The sequence below is a fragment of the Mesorhizobium sp. IMUNJ 23232 genome (genome assembly GCF_044326205.1).
GTDB lineage: Bacteria > Pseudomonadota > Alphaproteobacteria > Rhizobiales > Rhizobiaceae > Kumtagia.
In genome coordinates, this window is record NZ_JBIRCY010000002.1 from 65,958 (window position 1) to 82,474 (window position 16,517).

At 64.4% G+C, this 16,517-nt stretch carries 19 protein-coding genes; 9 read left to right on the forward strand and 10 right to left on the reverse strand.

Annotation, left to right across the window (positions count from 1 at the left end; translation table 11 throughout):
• Window positions 1–334 precede the first annotated feature (334 nt).
• Window positions 335–703 (reverse strand): hypothetical protein, encoded by a 369-nt coding sequence (locus ACH196_RS02190; protein WP_396644544.1) that lies wholly within the window; start codon window positions 701–703, stop codon window positions 335–337.
• 43 nt (window positions 704–746) lie between these two features.
• On the opposite strand from ACH196_RS02190, the gene ACH196_RS02195 reads away from it, so the two are divergent.
• Complete coding sequence (locus ACH196_RS02195; protein WP_396644546.1) at window positions 747–1,097, forward strand: hypothetical protein; 351 nt, start codon at window positions 747–749, stop codon at window positions 1,095–1,097.
• Between the two features lie 230 nt (window positions 1,098–1,327).
• Here the strand turns inward: ACH196_RS02195 and ACH196_RS02200 are convergent, their stop codons facing one another.
• Window positions 1,328–1,903 (reverse strand): TetR/AcrR family transcriptional regulator, encoded by a 576-nt coding sequence (locus ACH196_RS02200; RefSeq protein WP_396644547.1) that lies wholly within the window; start codon window positions 1,901–1,903, stop codon window positions 1,328–1,330.
• Window positions 1,904–2,126: 223 nt separating this feature from the next.
• Between ACH196_RS02200 and ACH196_RS02205 the strand changes: the two genes are divergently transcribed.
• On the forward strand, window positions 2,127–2,939 hold the full coding sequence (locus ACH196_RS02205; RefSeq protein ID WP_396644548.1) for an SDR family NAD(P)-dependent oxidoreductase: 813 nt from the start codon (window positions 2,127–2,129) through the stop codon (window positions 2,937–2,939).
• 27 nt (window positions 2,940–2,966) lie between these two features.
• On the opposite strand, the gene ACH196_RS02210 is transcribed toward ACH196_RS02205, so the two are convergent.
• Together ACH196_RS02210 and rocF are read right to left on the reverse strand one after the other, a co-directional pair.
• A complete protein-coding gene (locus ACH196_RS02210) occupies window positions 2,967–4,025 on the reverse strand; it encodes an ornithine cyclodeaminase (RefSeq protein ID WP_396644549.1) in 1,059 nt (352 codons plus the stop codon).
• Window positions 4,022–4,942, reverse strand: coding sequence for an arginase (gene rocF / locus ACH196_RS02215; RefSeq protein WP_396644550.1), 921 nt, complete (start codon window positions 4,940–4,942; stop codon window positions 4,022–4,024). The genes ACH196_RS02210 and rocF overlap by 4 nt, the downstream gene beginning before the upstream one ends.
• A gap of 136 nt (window positions 4,943–5,078) precedes the next feature.
• Here rocF and ACH196_RS02220 point away from each other — a divergent pair, with 136 nt between their 5' ends.
• The 4 genes from ACH196_RS02220 to ACH196_RS02235 all read left to right on the forward strand — a co-directional run bounded on the left by ACH196_RS02220 (window position 5,079) and on the right by ACH196_RS02235 (window position 7,498).
• A complete protein-coding gene (locus ACH196_RS02220) occupies window positions 5,079–5,516 on the forward strand; it encodes an Lrp/AsnC family transcriptional regulator (protein WP_396644551.1) in 438 nt (145 codons plus the stop codon).
• Window positions 5,517–5,642: 126 nt separating this feature from the next.
• Window positions 5,643–6,020 (forward strand): hypothetical protein, encoded by a 378-nt coding sequence (locus tag ACH196_RS02225; RefSeq protein WP_396644552.1) that lies wholly within the window; start codon window positions 5,643–5,645, stop codon window positions 6,018–6,020.
• 97 nt (window positions 6,021–6,117) lie between these two features.
• Entirely contained in the window at window positions 6,118–6,693 is a 576-nt protein-coding gene (locus ACH196_RS02230) for a copper chaperone PCu(A)C (RefSeq protein ID WP_396644553.1), read from the forward strand.
• 88 nt (window positions 6,694–6,781) lie between these two features.
• Entirely contained in the window at window positions 6,782–7,498 is a 717-nt protein-coding gene (locus ACH196_RS02235; protein ID WP_396644554.1) for an MBL fold metallo-hydrolase, read from the forward strand.
• 35 nt (window positions 7,499–7,533) lie between these two features.
• On the opposite strand, the gene ACH196_RS02240 is transcribed toward ACH196_RS02235, so the two are convergent.
• Window positions 7,534–8,307: an IclR family transcriptional regulator C-terminal domain-containing protein gene (locus ACH196_RS02240; RefSeq protein WP_396644555.1), complete on the reverse strand. Its 774-nt coding sequence runs from the start codon at window positions 8,305–8,307 to the stop codon at window positions 7,534–7,536.
• A gap of 126 nt (window positions 8,308–8,433) precedes the next feature.
• Here ACH196_RS02240 and ACH196_RS02245 point away from each other — a divergent pair, with 126 nt between their 5' ends.
• Genes ACH196_RS02245 through pcaF form a run of 3 tightly spaced genes read left to right on the forward strand, consistent with a single transcriptional unit; the run spans window position 8,434 to window position 11,286 of the window.
• Window positions 8,434–9,291, forward strand: a complete 858-nt coding sequence (locus ACH196_RS02245) for a CoA transferase subunit A (protein WP_396644556.1) — start codon at window positions 8,434–8,436, stop codon at window positions 9,289–9,291.
• Window positions 9,288–10,079, forward strand: coding sequence for a CoA-transferase subunit beta (locus tag ACH196_RS02250; protein ID WP_396644558.1), 792 nt, complete (start codon window positions 9,288–9,290; stop codon window positions 10,077–10,079). The genes ACH196_RS02245 and ACH196_RS02250 overlap by 4 nt, the downstream gene beginning before the upstream one ends.
• Window position 10,080: 1 nt before the next feature.
• Window positions 10,081–11,286, forward strand: coding sequence for a 3-oxoadipyl-CoA thiolase (gene pcaF, locus ACH196_RS02255; protein ID WP_396644560.1), 1,206 nt, complete (start codon window positions 10,081–10,083; stop codon window positions 11,284–11,286).
• 79 nt (window positions 11,287–11,365) lie between these two features.
• Here pcaF and ACH196_RS02260 read toward each other — a convergent pair whose 3' ends face one another.
• The 5 genes from ACH196_RS02260 to ACH196_RS02280 form a co-directional block, all read right to left on the reverse strand.
• The gene (locus tag ACH196_RS02260; RefSeq protein ID WP_396644562.1) at window positions 11,366–11,716 is read right to left on the reverse strand and encodes a VOC family protein; all 351 of its coding nucleotides are present in this window, start codon (window positions 11,714–11,716) and stop codon (window positions 11,366–11,368) included.
• Window positions 11,717–11,841: 125 nt separating this feature from the next.
• Window positions 11,842–12,726: an intradiol ring-cleavage dioxygenase gene (locus ACH196_RS02265; RefSeq protein WP_396644564.1), complete on the reverse strand. Its 885-nt coding sequence runs from the start codon at window positions 12,724–12,726 to the stop codon at window positions 11,842–11,844.
• A gap of 9 nt (window positions 12,727–12,735) precedes the next feature.
• A complete protein-coding gene (locus ACH196_RS02270) occupies window positions 12,736–14,490 on the reverse strand; it encodes an FAD-dependent oxidoreductase (RefSeq protein ID WP_396644566.1) in 1,755 nt (584 codons plus the stop codon).
• Window positions 14,483–15,565 carry a branched-chain amino acid ABC transporter permease gene (locus ACH196_RS02275; protein WP_396644568.1) on the reverse strand — a complete coding sequence of 361 codons (1,083 nt, stop codon included), beginning with the start codon at window positions 15,563–15,565 and terminating at the stop codon, window positions 14,483–14,485. The genes ACH196_RS02270 and ACH196_RS02275 overlap by 8 nt, the downstream gene beginning before the upstream one ends.
• Before the next feature lie 9 nt (window positions 15,566–15,574).
• A complete protein-coding gene (locus ACH196_RS02280) occupies window positions 15,575–16,438 on the reverse strand; it encodes a branched-chain amino acid ABC transporter permease (protein ID WP_396644570.1) in 864 nt (287 codons plus the stop codon).
• Window positions 16,439–16,517 lie beyond the last annotated feature (79 nt).

The window sequence follows — 16,517 nt, forward strand, 5'->3', positions numbered from 1 at the left end:
CAGTCAATGCACTGTGATTGCAAGAAAAATCGCATCCGAAGCACTGGCGCGCAACTGCCTCTGCTCAAAATCCGCCGGCATTATTACCCTCCGATTTATCCCCGCCCCTCCAACCCGCGCGATAATCCCTTCAGCCCGTGCTGGAAAGGGGGCGGCGGCGATGGACTGGAATGCGGCAATCGACAAGAACCGGGAGGCGCTGAAGCGTATCCTCGCCATGCTCGTCGCCATGGCCAGGCTGGGCGCCGGTGCCGAGCCTGGCAGTGGGGGCCTGTCCCCGACGTTTGCGCCAGCCCGGCCGCTCGCTTCCAGCGAACAGATTTCGGCTTATCAGCTAGACCGGGTAAAACTGTCCCCGGCACTTACGCCGGTATTCACCCTTCCCCGCCACCTCCATCGCACCATATGCAAGCTGCTGCATCCGGCCGAAGCAGCGGCGCGAAGGCTGATCATCGTGGCGGCGCGGGGCCTGACCGTATCCCTGCCGCCGCTGCGCGCGCGAAAACCGAAACCAAAAAACCCGGAGCCGCTGCTGCGCGGTTTTGGAATCGCCGTCACCCTGTCGCGGGACGATCTCAGGCGTGCCGCAGCCGCCAGGCGGGCCGCGGCCCTGCGCGCCGCCCGACCGCGCCGCTTGAGCCTGCCGCTGCTCGATCCGCTGCGGAGTCCATTCCGCGTTCATCAACGCTTTGTCCCGGCGCATGCGGCCCCCCCGCATCCTGTTTCCCAGCATCAGCGAGCCGTTTGTGCTCCCGGCGCCGCCGTCGCCCCAAGATCCAATTCACGCCGCGCGTCTGGCGCTCCGCCTCGAGGCGCTGGGCCAGGCACTCGACGACCTGCCATGTCAGGCAAAACGCTTCGCCCGCTGGAAGGCGCGGCGCGATGCCGCGCTCGCGCATGCCAAGCAAGGCCGGGACACTGAAGGCGTTCAAAATGCAAATGCCGGCGGCAAGGCGGTCCGGTTTCGCCGCCCGTCGCCGCTGCGCTCCGGCCGCCCGCCGGGCTGGCGGCGAAAACCCACCCACGACGTCCACGAGGTTCTGGATGTCATGCACGGCCTCGCCTTCTGGGCGCTGGAGAAGCCCGACACGTCATGACGCTACCATTTTTCGACGTGAAAAGCTGAGCATCAGAGGCCGGTGCGAAAAATTTCGCGGCCCGGCAACGATCCGTGCCGTCAAAAAATGCCGTTGCTCATGCGTTGGCGAAATTCGCTCCTTGTTGGACAGTCGCATCGCACTTAAATGATGATTATCATCAAAAAAGCGCAGAGCCCGGCGACATGCCAGACGGCGTCAGAGATCGCAGATTGGAAACGGCCGGAGCGTCAGGTGCTCGCAGTCCCGGCGGGAGGCAACGCGCCGAGGCTGCCGCACAGGCTGGCGAGGATTTCCTCCGACAATTCCGGCGAAGCTTTTCCGGCACGGGCCAGCGTGAGGCCGCCGACCAACGCCGACAGAAGCAGGATCGCGCGGTCGCGTCCCGCTCCGGCCTCCTCCACAAGCGCAGCGGTCAGGGCGTCCAGATATTTCCCGATATCGGCCGCGAAGTGCTGCCTCACCAGTTCGTCGCGCTGCGGCACCGCCGCTCCCAGCGCCGCCACGGCACAGCCCCGGCCAGGGTTGTCCCGGTGTGTGGCGCTGAGATAGCGGCCGACCATCGCGGCGACCGAGGCAGGATCAGTCAGTTCGGCGATCTTGTCGGCGAAGGCGGCGTCCACGCACTCGGCCTCCAGCGCGTCCTTGGATGCAAAATGCCCGTAGAAGCCGCCATGCGTCAGCCCCGCCTCGCCGCAGACATCAGCCACGCTGACCCGATCGAAACCCTGTTCGCGGAACAGCCGCGCGCCGGCCTCGACGATCGCCGCGCGGTTTTCCTCGGCCTTTTCCCTGCTGACGCGCATTCCGCTTCCTTGGTATCATTGGCTCGCCGTCAATCCGGCGAGCACCGCCAGAAACATAAGAACAGCGAACCGTTTCACAAGCGCGGTCCCAGCCGAGGGTGGATCGGCCCCGGATTCCCGCGCGATATCGAAAGACCGTACCCGCGGCATCAGTCAATTTTGCCATCCCCACCGCCGCACGATGTCCGCGCGGCTCAATTGAGAGCAGACAGGAGCATCTGAAATGACGACAACCAAGGGAACGGCGCTGATCACCGGCGCATCGACCGGCATCGGCGCCGTCTATGCCGACCGCCTCGCCCGGCGCGGCCACGACCTCGTGCTGGTCGCGCGCGACGTGGCCAGATTGGAACAACTGGCGGCGCGGCTGAAGGCCGAGACCGGCGTGGCGGTAGAAGTCTTGCGTGCCGACCTAAACTCACCCGCCGATCGCGCCAAGGTCGAGGAACGCCTGAAGCACGACGACATCGCCGTCTTCGTCAACAATGCCGGCATGGCCGTCACCGGCCCGACCGTCGATGCGGATATCGAGAAGCTTGACACGATGATCGAACTCAACGTCGTGGCGGCTGCCCGCCTGGCCCGCGTCGCCGCCGGAACCTTTGCCCGCAAGCGCGCGGGAACGTTGATCAACCTCGCCTCGATCGCCGGCATCACCAACGACCGCCCCGCCGTCGGCGTCTATTACAACGCCACGAAAGCCTTCATGCTGTCGCTGAGCGAAGGCATCGAGACCGAGCTTGCGCCGCTCGGCGTGCGGGTCCAGGCCGTCCTGCCCGGCGTCACCCGCACGGAAATCTGGGAGCGCGGCGGCGTCGACATCAACCAGCTTCCCGCCGAAATCACGATGGAGGTCGACGACATGGTCGACGCCGCCCTCGCCGGTCTCGACGCGGGCGAAAGCATCAGCATCGTCTCCCTGCCTGACCATGCCGACTGGGAAGCTTTCAAGGCGGCGCGCACGGTGCTTTATCCGAACCTGTCGCGCAGCCGTCCCGCCCCGCGCTATGGGATCGGAACTGCGAAGGCTGCCTGACCCGACACGTGCTGTCCGGCGGCCGCCTCAGGCAGCGGCCGCCGCCTTGGCTCGCAGCAGCATGCCGAAGAGATCGCGCGGCTCGTCCGGATCGGCAAGCAAGTCGAGTTCCTCGTAGAGCCCGGTCGACTGCAACTGGTCGCGCACGTAACGCAGCGCCGAAAAATCCTCGATGGCGAAGCCTACGGAATCGAACAGCGTGATTTGCCGGGTGCTCTTGCGGCCCTCGGTCTTGCCGGCGATCACCTGCCACAGTTCGGTAACCGGATGATCGGCGGCAAGCTGCTGGATCTCACCCTCGATGCGCGTCTGCGGCGGGAATTCGACGAAGATGTCGGAGCGCAGCAGGATATCGCGGTGCAGTTCGGTCTTGCCGGGGCAATCGCCGCCGACAGCGTTGATATGCACCCCCGGCCCGACCATGTTGTCGGTCAGGATGGTCGCATACTGCTTGTCGGCGGTGACGGTGGTGATGATGTCGGCGCCCTCGACCGCTTCCTGACCCGTCGCGCAGATGGTGATGTCGAAACCCATTCCGGCCAAGTTTTTCGCACACTTGCGCGAGGCGCTTGAATCAATGTCGTAAAGCCGCAGCCGGTCGATGCCGAGCAGCGCATTGAAGGCGATCGCCTGGAATTCCGACTGGGCGCCGTTGCCGATGATCGCCATGGTGCGTGCACCCTTGGGCGCCAGATGTTTTGCCGCCACGGCCGACATGGCAGCAGTGCGTAGCGCCGTCAGGATCGTCATTTCGGTCAACAGCATCGGATAGCCATTACCGACATCGGCCAGCACCCCGAAGGCCGTAACGGTCTGCAGGCCCTCACGCATATTCTTCGGATGGCCGTTGACATATTTGAATCCGTAGAGCTTTCCGTCACTGGTCGGCATCAGCTCGATCACCCCGTCATGGCTGTGCGAGGCGACGCGCGGCGTCTTGTCGAACAGTTCCCAGCGCCGAAAATCGTCCTCGATGTAACCGGCAAGCTCGGTCAGGAAGCGCTCGACGCCGACGGCCAGCACCAGCTTCATCATGTGGTCGACACTGACAAAAGGAACGATGTTAAGTTTCGGCTGCATGATCAAAAGCTCCTCGTCGGACGGTCCATGATGCGCTTGCCCATCAGGCTGGCGGTAAGGTCGACCATCAGCGTCGCGGTTCGGCCACGCTCGTCGAGGAAGGGGTTGAGCTCGACGAGATCGAGGCTGGAGACAAGCCCACTGTCCGACAGCATTTCCATGACGAGATGCGCCTCGCGGAAGGTGGCGCCGCCGGGAACCGTGGTGCCGACAGCCGGCGCAATTGACGGGTCGAGGAAATCGACGTCGAGGCTGACATGCAGCAGCCCGTTTTCCGCCTCCACCCGCGCCAGGAAGGCGCGCAAGAGTTTTGGAATGCCGTGCTCGTCGACGGCGCGCATGTCGTGCACGGTCACGCCGGCTGCGATCAGCGCGCGGCGCTCGGCCGGATCGACGCTGCGAAGGCCAAGCGTGCAGACCCGCGACGGATCGACGGTCGCCGTGAGATCAGGGAAATAGCCCGAAAAGCCCGGCTGGCCGCTGGCATAGGCGAGCGGCACGCCATGCAAGTTTCCGCTGGTGGTGGTGTCGAGCGTGTGGAAATCCGGATGGGCATCCAGCCACAGCACAAACAGCGGACGCCCCTGCTCGGCGGCGCGGCGGGCCACGCCAGAGAGCGTGCCGGCGGAAATCGAATGGTCGCCGCCGAGGAAGATCGGCATTGCATCCGCACTTGCCGAATAGGCGGTCTCGGCGATGGCCGAGGTCCAGGCGGAGATTTCCGGCAGCGCCTTCAGCGCCAGATTGCCGTGGACGACACGGCGAGCGGCCAGCGGCTGGACGGCTCCGAGATCCTCCACCTCATGGCCAAGGTCGCGCAGCGCCGACACCAGCCCGGCGGTGCGCAGAGCGCTCGGCCCCATCTCGCAGCCCATGCGGCCAGCGCCGTCCTGAACTGGCGCGCCAACGATCCTGCACAGCATCGAAAACTCCATCGAAGTCGGAAAGGTCTGTTTCGCTGATTGAACCAGAGATGCCTGTCGAAACGAACAGCGAAAATTGGCAAATCTTTTGATATGGGTTATCAATTTGCTTAATCTGGCTGGCGGATCGGCAACCATGGATGCACTCGACGAAAAACTCGTGACCCTGCTGAGGCATGACGGACGCCGCAGTATTTCCGACCTCGCCATCGACCTCGGCGTCTCGCGCGCCACCGCCCGCGCCCGCATGGAACGGTTAGAGCAGTCGGGCGACATCATCGGCTACACCGTCATCCTGCGCGCCGACGCCGTCGACCAGCGCATCCGCGGCATCATGATGATCGAAATCGAGGGCCATGCCGCCGACCGGGTGATCCGTGCGCTCGGCGGCTTTTCCGAGGTCTCGACCATCCACACTACCAACGGCCGCTGGGACCTTGTCGTCGAGATCGGGACCACCTCGCTCACCGACCTCGACGCGGTTCTGCGGCGCATCCGCCTCATTCCGGGCATCACCGGTTCGGAGACCAGCCTGCTGCTCGCCACGCCGAGGTCGACGCGGGCGAGGTTGTAGAACCTACGCTGGATCGGCTTTAGGTCGCCCCCTCGGATCGGGAGGCACGTTGCCGCATCGCGACAATCCGGTTTCGTGCGACGCGAAAGCCGTGATATTCAGGCGCCATATCGGGGAAGGCCGCCAGTGAAGGCTATGCGGAAAGGATGGAGGAAAGGGCTCGCGCTGGTCGCGGCCTGGCTGTTCCTCATCCAATCGCTGGCGGGCGGGTTCGCGCTCGCGGCAGGCGAGGTTCCGCTCGACGCCTTCGGCAATCCGCTGTGCATCACCAGCACAGATCACGGTACGCCGGCCGATCGCAGCAACCACGGCAAGATGCCGGGCTGCTGCATGCTGGGCTGCGCGGCCTCGGCAACGGTCTCCGGCACGCCTCCGGACGAAGTTTCGCTGACTATAGCTTTCCGGACCAAAGCGGCCGGCAGGCCTCTGCCCGCGCCCGTCGTCATCGTCCAGGCCGATGATCACGACCCCGGCAGTCCGCGCGCCCCGCCTGCCCTCGCCTGACCTGGCGACTGACGGCGTCCTCGCGCCGTATCCTTTTGAATTCCCGAATAGAATTGCCGCGGCCATGCAGGCTCGGCCAGAACCAATGGACATTCCCATGCAAAACTTTTCGCGCGCTTCGGCGCATCCCCGCGCCATCGTTCACCGCTTTGGCAGCATCGAGGAACGGATCGGCATCCTCGTTTTCGCCCTGATGCTGCTCCTTGCGCTTTCCAAGCCTCTCTGGGCACATGAATACAAGCTGGGCGACCTTGAGATCGGCCATCCATGGTCACGCGAGACCCCGGAAGGCGCCAAGGTTGCCACCGGCTATATGGTCATCAAGAACCATGGCACGTCCGCCGACCGCCTCGTCTCTATCACCTCGCCGATCGCCGGCAAGGCTGAAGTCCATGAAATGACTGTGAGTTCCGAAGGCGTCATGACCATGCGGCCAGTCGGGGCCGGCGTCGAAATCCCGGCCGGCGTCGAAATCCCGGCCGGCGGCGAAGTGGCGCTGAAGCCCGGCGCCTTTCACATCATGTTCGTGGACCTGAAGCAGCCGCCAAAGGCCGGCGTGAAATTCCCGGGAACGCTGACTTTCGAGAAGGCGGGAACGGTCGACGTGGAATTCGCGGTCGAGCCGAAGGCCGGCGAGGTCGACCACTCGAAACACCAGACGACCGGCGGCTGAACGGCGCGCAATTTCCTGCTATGCAAGCGGGCCGCACACCGTGGCCCGCTTGCTTCGCTGCGGCGTAAACCATTGGAATTCAAGCGCCATGCCGTCTTCCTGGTTCGAATGCCGTAACATCTCGCCCAGTGTCACTCTGATTACCGAACCCTTCGTGCATTCGTTCTTCCGGGCCAATCTCTACCGCATCGAAGGCCGGGATTTCGACATCCAGCTCGATTTCGGTGTCGGTATCTCCAGTCTTTCCAAGGCCTTGCCGGGAAACCGCAAACCCGTTTTGGCGATCGCAACTCATGCGCATGTCGACCATGTCGGCAGTTTTCACGAGTTCGAACGGCGCGCCGGGCATGCGGCGGAGGCCGAATTTTTCCGCACGATGAAGGACGAGGGAACACTGGCTTCCTGGTTCGTCAGGCAGGAGGAGCCGATCGAACGGCTGCCGCATGAAGGCTATTCGTTCAACGATTACCGACTGTTACCCGCACCGCTGACTGAATTGCTGGACGAAGGCGACACCGTCGACACGGGCGACAGGCTGTTCAAAATCCTGCACCTGCCCGGCCATTCGCCGGGATCGATCGCGCTACTGGACGAGAAGAATGGAGAGTTCTTCTCAGGCGACGCCATTTACGACGATGAACTGGTGGACGACATTCCCGGAGCAGACATTCCGACCTATGTCCAAACTATGCGCCGGTTGGCCGAACTCGACATCAAGGTTGGCCATGGCGGCCACGGCCCAAGCTTCGACCGGGCCCGTATGCATGCAATCGCGCGTGCCTATGTCGGGATGAGAGCGATATAGCCTCTGTTGGAGTCAGGGAAAAAACCGGCCGTCTCCTACTGCACTGCGAAAAAATCCTCGATCTTTTCGGCGGCGTGTTTCAGAGGCGGCAGGATGGTGCGCTCCATTTCGGCGACCGAGAACCGGGCGGACTGGGTCGAGACGTTGATCGCCGCAACAATGGCGCCCTGCCGGTCGCGGACCGGAACGGCAATGGAGCGCAGGCCGAGTTCCAGTTCCTCGTCGACCAGGGCAAAGCCTTGCTCGGCGGCCTGCCGAACCTTTTGTGCGATCTCGCGGCGATCGGTGACGGTCTTTGGCGTGTTCGGTTCGATCGTCATGCCACCGAGGAAGTCCGCGAGTTGCTCTTGTGTCATGCCTGACATCAGCACCCGGCCCATGGACGTGCAGTAGGCCGGCAGCCGCGTGCCGACTTGCAGCGCCACCCGCATGATGCGCGCGCCGGGGATGCGGGCGACATAGACGACGTCATGGTCGGACAGCACGGCGGCCGAGCAGGATTCGTTCATCTCGGCGGCCACCTCGCGCATGAAGGGTTCGGCGAAGGACCATAGCGACGCGCCCTCCAGCCACGCGCGAGACAGCGACAGCAGTTTTGGCGACAGCGCGAAGACGCGGCCGTTCTGGGTGGCGTAACCGGCGGCGACCAACGTCAGCAGCAGGCGGCGCGCGCCGGCGCGCGTCAGGCCGGCGCGCTCGGCGGTTTCGGTCAGCGTCAGCCCGGCCGGATGCGCGGCGAGGATTTCGATGACGCCAAGACCCTTTTCCAGAGATCCGACGAGATCGCGCGAGGAAGGCGCTTCCGGCATTGAACGCAACGTCCCTGTTTGTCGACAGATCGGACGGTTGACAATCCGGTCCTTGAGATGAATAGTATCGCATATGTAACATATGTTCGCAATACGAACATTCTTGGATCTGTTGGAGGCTACGCCGTGACGAGATTCCTGGCGCTGAAAGAAGCGGTCGCGGAGAATTTGAAGGACGGTGACACCGCCGCCTTCGAGGGGTTTACGCATCTGATCCCGACCGCCGCGGCGCATGAGGCGATCCGCCAGGGGTTCAAGGACCTCACTCTGGTCCGCATGACGCCGGACCTGGTCTACGACCAGATGATCGGCATGGGCATGGCCAGGAAGGCGATCTTCTCCTATGCCGGCAATCCCGGCGTCGGGCTACTGCGCCGCCTGCGCGACGCTGTGGAGAACGGCTTTCCGCATCCGCTGGAGATCGAGGAGCATAGCCACGCCGCCATGGCCAACGCCTATGAGGCGGGCGCGGCCGGCCTGCCCTGCGCGATCTTTCGCGGCTATCGCGGCGCCGGGCTGGCCGAGGTCAATCCGAACATCAAGTCGGTAACCTGCCCGTTCACTGGCGAAAAACTCGCTGCCGTGCCCGCGGTGCGCCCGAACGTGACTTTCATCCACGCACAAAAAGCCGACCGCAAGGGCAATGTGTTGGTGGAAGGTATCGTCGGCATCCAGAAGGAGGCGGTTCTGGCGGCCAAACGCGCCGTGGTGACGGTTGAGGAAGTGGTCGACAATTTCGACGACCTGCACCCGAACCTCTGCGTGCTGCCGTACTGGACGGTGCATGCGATCTCGGTCGTGCCAGGCGGCTCGCATCCCTCCTACACGCAGGGCTATTACGACCGCGACAACGCCGCCTATCTGGAGTGGGACGAGATCGCGGCCGACAGGAACCGGTTTCGCGAGTGGATGCAGAAGAACGTCATCGAGAAGAGCGCCGACGATTTCGCCGGCCGCGTCGCGCATCTGAGGAAAGCGGCATGAGCGACTTCACCCCCAACGAGATGATGACGATTGCCGCCTCGCGCGCCCTGACCAATGACGACGTGTGTTTCGTCGGCATCGGCGCGCCGTCGGCCGCCTGCAACGTGGCGCGGCTGACCCATGCGCCAGATATCACGCTGATCTACGAGAGCGGCACGATCGGCACCGCGCCGGACGTGCTGCCGCTCTCCATCGGCGACGGCGAGCTTTGCGAGACGGCGGTGACCACAGTGCCGGTGCCGGAAATGTTCCGCTACTGGCTGCAGGGCGGCCGCATTACCATCGGTTTTTTGGGCGCCGCGCAACTCGACAGGTTCGGCAATATCAACACCACTGTCATCGGCGACTATTTCCATCCGAAGACCCGCCTGCCCGGCGGCGGCGGCGCGCCGGAGATCGCCACCTCGTCGCAGCAGGTCTACATCACCATGGCCCAGACCAGGCGCGGCATGGTCGAAAAAATCGACTTTTTCACATCGTTCGGCCATGGCGAAGGCGGCGACCATCGCAAGCGGCTCGGTATCGACACCGCCGGGCCGACCCTGCTGATCACCGACCTCGCCATCTGGAAGCCGGACCCGGAGACGAAGGAGTTCACGGTGGTGTCGCTGCATCCGGGCGTGACGCGCGAAAAAGTGCAGGAAACCTGCGGCTGGACGGTGAGATTTGCCGAGCAACTGGAAGTGACTCCTGCCCCGAGCGACCTTGAACTGAAAACGTTGCGCGACTTGCAGGCCCGTACCAAGGCAGCGCATGAGGGGACCGCGAAGAAAGAGAAGGCCGCCTGACATGACCGAAGCTTTCATCTGCGACTACATCCGCACCCCGATCGGCCGGTTCGGCGGCGTGCTTTCGTCGGTTCGCACCGACGACCTCGGCGCCGTTCCGTTGAAGGCCTTGGTCGAGCGTAACCCGGCGGTCGACTGGGGCGCGGTGGACGACACGATCTTCGGCTGCGCCAACCAGGCGGGCGAGGACAACCGCAACGTGGCGCGCATGGCCCTGCTGCTCGCCGGCCTGCCGAAGGAAGTGTCGGGCACCACCATCAACCGGCTCTGCGGTTCCGGCATGGACGCTGTGATATCAGCCGCCCGCGCCATCAAGACCGGCGAGGCCGAACTGATGATCGCCGGCGGAGTGGAATCGATGAGCCGCGCGCCCTTCGTGCTTCCCAAGGCCGACAGCGCATTTTCGCGCAATGCCGAGATCTATGACACAACCATCGGTTGGCGCTTCGTCAACCCACTGATGAAGAAGCAGTACGGCATCGATTCCATGCCGGAGACCGGCGAGAACGTGGCGGAGGATTTTGCCGTGTCGCGCGCCGACCAGGACGCGTTTGCGGTGCGCAGCCAGGACAAGGCGGTGGCAGCGCAGGCCAACGGCCGGCTGGCGAAGGAAATCACCCCGGTGACGATCCCCCAACGCAAGGGCGACCCAGTGGTGGTTTCGAAGGACGAGCATCCGCGCGCCGGCACGACCGTCGAGACGCTGGCCAAACTGCCGACGCCGTTCCGGCAGGGCGGCACGGTGACCGCCGGCAATGCCTCCGGCGTCAATGACGGCGCGGCGGCTTTGATCATCGCGTCGGAGGCGGCGGCGAAGAAGTACGGGCTGACGCCGATCGCGCGCATTCTCGGCGGCGCGACGGCGGGCGTGGCGCCGCGCATCATGGGTATTGGCCCGGCGCCGGCGACGAAGAAACTCTGCGCGCGGCTGGGCCTTTCGCCGAAGGATTTCGGCGTGGTCGAGCTGAACGAAGCCTTTGCCTCGCAAGGCATCGCCGTACTGCGCGAACTCGGGATTGCCGAGGATGCCGAATACGTCAACCCGAATGGCGGGGCGATCGCGCTGGGTCATCCGCTCGGCATGTCGGGTGCACGGATCACCGGCACGGCGGCCCTGGAACTGCGGGAGCGCTGGGCGCGGCTGGCACTGGCGACGATGTGCATCGGGGTCGGACAGGGGATCGCGGTGGCGCTGGAGCGGGTGTAAGCAGGGAACGTCCTAACCTGAACCCGCTGGAGTTCTGGCGTTACAGATCGCCAGGTTCGGCTGGCACGGCGAACCGCTCTCAGCGGTGTACCAGAATGTTCACCAGCCGTCCGAACGGGTCGCGCACGAAGAAGCGGCGCACGTTCCACGGCTCTTCCGCCGGGCCGTATTCGACGGCAATGTCGGCCTTGTGAACGCGCTCAAGCGCTTCGTCGAGATCGTCGACCTCGATCGAGATGTCGGGCACCGGCGTTCCCGACCCGCCCTGCGACATCACGCTGATCTGGACGCTCATCGTCGTGTCCGTGCCGTAGGTGGTGATCCAGCCCATATCCATCAGCAAATCGAGGCCGAGCACGTCCTGGTAGAAGCGTCTTGCGGCGGCGACGTCCGGCGTGGCGATGTTGGCGACGATGCGTTTGACCTGCATGGGTGGCTCCTCGTACCGCGCGAGTGTTCCTTCGCAGCCCGCTGTCCTACCGAAGCCTAAACTTTGGTGCTCATATTTGTCACGCCTCGCTCCGTGGCAGTAGGAGGGCACAAGAACCTTCGTGCTCAGTTCACCTTCCCCGCCAGCACGAAATCATACTCCACCTCCCAGAACCAGCCATTGAAGCCGAGTTCCTTCGATCTTGCCGGGTCGTCTACCCGCTTGAACTCCGCGAGCAGGCTTTCCTTCACGCCGAAGACCGCGTCCGAGTTTATGTACGGGTCGTCGGGGTCGAAGATGTGGGTGACCAGCGGGTCGAAACCTTCGGCCTTGACGATGAAGTGCAGGTGCGCCGGGCGGTAGGGATGGCGGCCGAGCGCCCCGAGCAGTTGGCCGACCGGACCGTCGTCGGGGATCGGATAGAATTTCGGCTTGACCGCCCGGAACCAGTAGCGGCCGTCCTCGCCGGTACGGAACACGCCGCGCAGGTTGAAGTCGGGCTGGATGCCCTTCTGCTGCACGTCGTAAAAGCCCTCGTCATTGGCCTGCCAGACATCCAGCACCGCGCCGGCGATTGGTTTGCCTTGCGTGTCTAGGATGCGGCCGGAGATCGCCATGTCCTCACCTTTTTGGTCGAGGCAGATGTTGGCGCCCATCGGCAATTGCGGCGCGTCGGCGACGTGGAACGGCCCGAGCACCGTGCTCTCGGAGGCGCCCGAAGGTTTGCGGTTGTTGATGGCGTCGACCAGCATGGAGACGCCGGTCACGTCGGACAGCAGGATGAACTCCTGCCGCCAGTCGTTGCACATATGGCCGGTGCGGGTGAGGAAGAGAATAGCTTGCATCCACTCATCCTGCGTCGGCTCGATCTCCTTCACCGCCTCGTGCAGCTTTCGTGTGATGACCTCCATGACAGCTTTCAGCCGCTCGCTTTTGGCGTTGGCGTTGCGGCCGGTGACGACCTCGACGGAATTCTGCTCGGTGAAAAACCCTTTTTCATGCGCTTCCATGATCGTTCCTCACAAAGCCAGGGTTGATTTCAGCACACGGCGCAGTTCCGCCACCGGATCGTCGGCGATGATTTCGCGGCGCCAACAGACGTGCTGGTCCGGCCGCACCAGCACGATGCCGCTGTCGCGAACCTCGCGCGCCCGCGCCCAGTCGCCGGTAAAATCCTGCCAGTGCTGGCGCGGGCCGATGATTTGGGTGGCAATATCGAGGCCGAGTTCCCTGCCGACGATTTTTCCCGCCTCGACCCAGCCCTGTCCGCCGATACCCGTGAGAACTGAGAAGCGGCCTTTCCCGGCGAGGTCGAGCGTCGAGATCTTGCCGCCGTGGTTGTCGAAGACCCAGACATGCGGCAGGCGTGCGCCGGGCCATGTCGTCGGCTGGTAGTGCAACTCGGCATCCTTCTCGAAGGCCGGTTCGGGCTGCCCGTCGGTGACGACCGCGTCCGATTTGTAGCGCTGGTTCATCTCCACGCCATGCGCGTCGAACTCGTAGACCTTGAAGGCGACGGTCTCGCGGATTTTTTTGCGCTGCTCCTCGGCCTCCGGCGTGTCGTCGCAGCGGGCGTCCATGTTCTGCTGCATCTTCACCGGATCGATGGAATCGAGCAGGCCGAGCGCCTTGAAAATCGGCCCGAACTCCTCGATCGACTGGTTGGCGCGCGTCACGATCTGTTTTGCGATCGGCGCGCGCTCGGTGTTGAAGCTGTCCAGCAGTTTCGGGCCGGCCTTGCCTTTCAGCACGTAAGCGAGCTTCCAGGCGAGGTTGAAGGCGTCCTGGATCGAGGTGTTGGAGCCCAGCCCGTTGGACGGCGGATGGCGGTGGGTGGCGTCGCCCATGCAGTAGACGCGGCCGGCCGACATTTTGGTCGCGTACATGTTGTTGACGGTCCAGGTGGAGACCGACTGGATGTCGACCTCCAGTTCCGGATCGCCGACCAGGTCGCGCGCAACCTTGGTGGCGAAGGTGGTGTCGACCTTCGGCTCGGGACCGTTGATGTCGTAGCCCCAGACGATCAGCCACTCGTTCCACGGACGGATCATGCGCACCAGCCCCATGCCGATGCCGCCGACATCGGCGCCAGGCTGCACCACCCAGTAGAGCACCGAGGGGCGATGCGCGACGTAGCGAGACAGGTCGGCCTTGAACAAAATATTCATGGAGCCGCCGACGCCCATCTTGCCCTCGAAGGTCAGCCCGGCATGTTCGGCGACCTTCGAATTGCCGCCGTCGCAGCCGACCAGATATTTCGAGCGGACAGTGAACTCCTTGCAGGTCAGGCGGTCGTAGCAGGTGGTGGTGACGCCCTCAGCGTCCTGGGCATGGGAGACATATTCCGTCGACATCCGCGCCTGCGTGCCGCGCGAGCAGGCGGTCTTGAACAGCAGCGGCTCCATGAAGGTCTGCGGCAGGTCGTTCATGTGGCTCGGCGAGGAAAGGTAATGCTCGGCGCGCGACAGCGGATGTTTGCCCCAGCTCCTCATCCGGCCGATTTCTTCCCCCGCCAGCGAGGTGCAAAAGATGTTCTCGCCCATCAGATCCTGCTCGGTGGCAAACATGTAGGCCTCGTCCTCGACCTCGCGGCCGAGGTCGCGCAGCACCTCCATGGTGCGCTGGTTGGTGATGTGGGCGCGCGGCGTGTTGGCGAGCCATCGGTAGCGGTTGATCACCATGTTTTCGACGCCGTAGGTGGCAAGCAACGCAGCGGTGGCTGAGCCGGCCGGGCCGGTGCCGATGATGAGGACGTCGGTGGAAATGTCAGCCATGCGGCGCTCCCTTGGTCGTTGAAGTAGGCCCGCCGCGCAAGGTGCGGCGGACGGGGAAGAACTGGATGCCGGTGCGCTCAGTGAACTGGCCCCAGAGGCCGCGCGGCGCAAACAGCATCACCGCGATGCCGATAAGGCCGAGCACCAGCAGGTACCAGGAGCCGTAGTCGGCGAGCATGTTCTGCAGCAACAGGAAGACGATGACGCCGACGATCGGCCCCTCGATGGTGCCGATGCCGCCGATGACGACGATGAAGATGACGTAGGCCGTCCAGTCGATGACGGAGAAGGCGGCGTCGGGCGAAATGCGCGCCTTTTGCACGTAGATCAGCGCGCCGGTGAGCCCGGTGATGAAGGCGGCGGCGAGATAGACGTAGGTTTTTACGCGGCGCGCGTCGACGCCGACCGAGCGCGCCGCCTCCTGGTTGTCGCGCACGGCGGCCAGCGCCAGCCCCTGGCGCGAGCGCAGCAGACGATAGACGAAGCCGATGGTAGCGACGGCCAGCAGCAGCGCCAGCCAATAGCAGACGACATCGGCTGCCTGGGCCGCGCGCATGCCGAAGAGCTCGCCCACCAGCCCGACGCCGAGCATATCGCGCGTCGTGCCTGAGGGGAGCGACGTGCCGGTGCCGCCGCCCAGCGCCTTCCATTGCGCCAGAAGCAGCCGCACCACCTCGGCGATCACCCATGTGCCGATGGCGAAGTAGGCGCCCTGCAGGCGGAAGGCGAAGAAGCCTGTCGGGATGGCGAGAAGGGCGGCTGCAGTGCCGGCAAGCAGGATCGAGGGCAACGGATCGAGGCCAAGAAGGATGACGCAGGCGAACATCGCGTAAGCGCCGAAGCCGACGAAGGCCTGCTGGCCGACCGAGACCAGTCCGGCATAACCCGCCAGCAGGTTCCAGCTCTGCGCCAGCGTCAGCATGGTGAGAATGAAGAACAGGTCCTGGAGCAGGCCGCGCGACATGAACAGCGGGGCGAGGATCGCAAGCACGACCATCAGCACGGCCGCGATAGCAAAGGCGCTGGATGCGCGGGTGCGTGTTTCGACGGTCCAAGGCGTGGTCATCGCATCCATGCCGCGCCCTCAGTCCACCGCTCTTGGAAACAGGCCGCGCGGACGGACCAGTAGCACCAGCAGGAAGGCGAGGTGCCCGGCCAGAATCTGCCATTCCGGATTGATGGCGGCGCCAAGCGTCTGCGCCACGCCGATGATGACGCCGCCGGCCAGCGTCCCCCATAGCGAACCCAACCCGCCGATGATCACCGCCTCGAAGGCGTAGATCAGCCGGGCCGGGCCGATGGTCGGGTCGAAATTGGCGCGCGTGCCGAGATAGAGCGCGGCGATTGTGACCACCACCATGGCGATGCCGGTGGCCGTGGCAAAGATGCGGTCGGGCCTGATGCCCATCAGCCCGGCCGTCACCGCGTCGTCGGAGGTAGCGCGGAAGGCGCGGCCGAGCGCGGTACGGTAAAAAAGCTGGTTCAGCCCGACGATGACCAGAACCGCCGATAGAAAGGTCAACAGCGGCATCACCCCGACATTGACCGGCCCCAATGCCAGCGACGCGGTCTCAAGCGCGCCGGCCGAAATTCGGCGGCTGTCGGCGGAAAAACCTTCGAGCAGCGCGTTCTGGATGACGATGGAGAGACCGAAGGTGACGAGCAGCGGCGGCAATATGTCCGGGCCGAGCGTGCGGTTGAAGAGCTGCGATTGCAGCAGCCAGCCGATGCCGAACATGACAGGCATGGCAACCAGCGCCGCGATGAACGGGTTGAGGCCGAGCGCGCTGACCAGCAGCAGGATCAGGAAAGCGGCGAGCACGATGAGATCGCCATGGGCGAGATTGACCAGCCGCATGATGCCGAAGACGAGGCTGAGTCCGGCCGCAAACAGCGCGTAGAGCCCGCCGAGCAGGATTCCCTGGACGATGGTGTCGAGAAGACTCATGGGCGGGCTCCGCAATCGAACCCGGAACGCTGCGCACCCCCCTCTGTCCTGCCGGACATCTCCCCCTCAAGGGGGGAGA

Excerpts from the sequence above, each read along its gene's own strand:
- ACH196_RS02190 (WP_396644544.1), bottom strand. The coding sequence starts at position 703 with ATGCGCCGGGACAAAGCGTTGATGAACGCGGAATGGACTCCGCAGCGG.
- ACH196_RS02200 (WP_396644547.1), bottom strand. The coding sequence starts at position 1,903 with ATGCGCGTCAGCAGGGAAAAGGCCGAGGAAAACCGCGCGGCGATCGTC.
- ACH196_RS02205 (WP_396644548.1), top strand. The coding sequence starts at position 2,127 with ATGACGACAACCAAGGGAACGGCGCTGATCACCGGCGCATCGACCGGC.
- rocF (WP_396644550.1), bottom strand. The coding sequence starts at position 4,942 with ATGCTGTGCAGGATCGTTGGCGCGCCAGTTCAGGACGGCGCTGGCCGC.
- ACH196_RS02220 (WP_396644551.1), top strand. The coding sequence starts at position 5,079 with ATGGATGCACTCGACGAAAAACTCGTGACCCTGCTGAGGCATGACGGA.
- ACH196_RS02230 (WP_396644553.1), top strand. The coding sequence starts at position 6,118 with ATGCAAAACTTTTCGCGCGCTTCGGCGCATCCCCGCGCCATCGTTCAC.
- ACH196_RS02235 (WP_396644554.1), top strand. The coding sequence starts at position 6,782 with ATGCCGTCTTCCTGGTTCGAATGCCGTAACATCTCGCCCAGTGTCACT.
- ACH196_RS02240 (WP_396644555.1), bottom strand. The coding sequence starts at position 8,307 with ATGCCGGAAGCGCCTTCCTCGCGCGATCTCGTCGGATCTCTGGAAAAG.
- ACH196_RS02250 (WP_396644558.1), top strand. The coding sequence starts at position 9,288 with ATGAGCGACTTCACCCCCAACGAGATGATGACGATTGCCGCCTCGCGC.
- pcaF (WP_396644560.1), top strand. The coding sequence starts at position 10,081 with ATGACCGAAGCTTTCATCTGCGACTACATCCGCACCCCGATCGGCCGG.
- ACH196_RS02260 (WP_396644562.1), bottom strand. The coding sequence starts at position 11,716 with ATGCAGGTCAAACGCATCGTCGCCAACATCGCCACGCCGGACGTCGCC.
- ACH196_RS02265 (WP_396644564.1), bottom strand. The coding sequence starts at position 12,726 with ATGGAAGCGCATGAAAAAGGGTTTTTCACCGAGCAGAATTCCGTCGAG.
- ACH196_RS02270 (WP_396644566.1), bottom strand. The coding sequence starts at position 14,490 with ATGGCTGACATTTCCACCGACGTCCTCATCATCGGCACCGGCCCGGCC.
- ACH196_RS02275 (WP_396644568.1), bottom strand. The coding sequence starts at position 15,565 with ATGGATGCGATGACCACGCCTTGGACCGTCGAAACACGCACCCGCGCA.
- ACH196_RS02280 (WP_396644570.1), bottom strand. The coding sequence starts at position 16,438 with ATGAGTCTTCTCGACACCATCGTCCAGGGAATCCTGCTCGGCGGGCTC.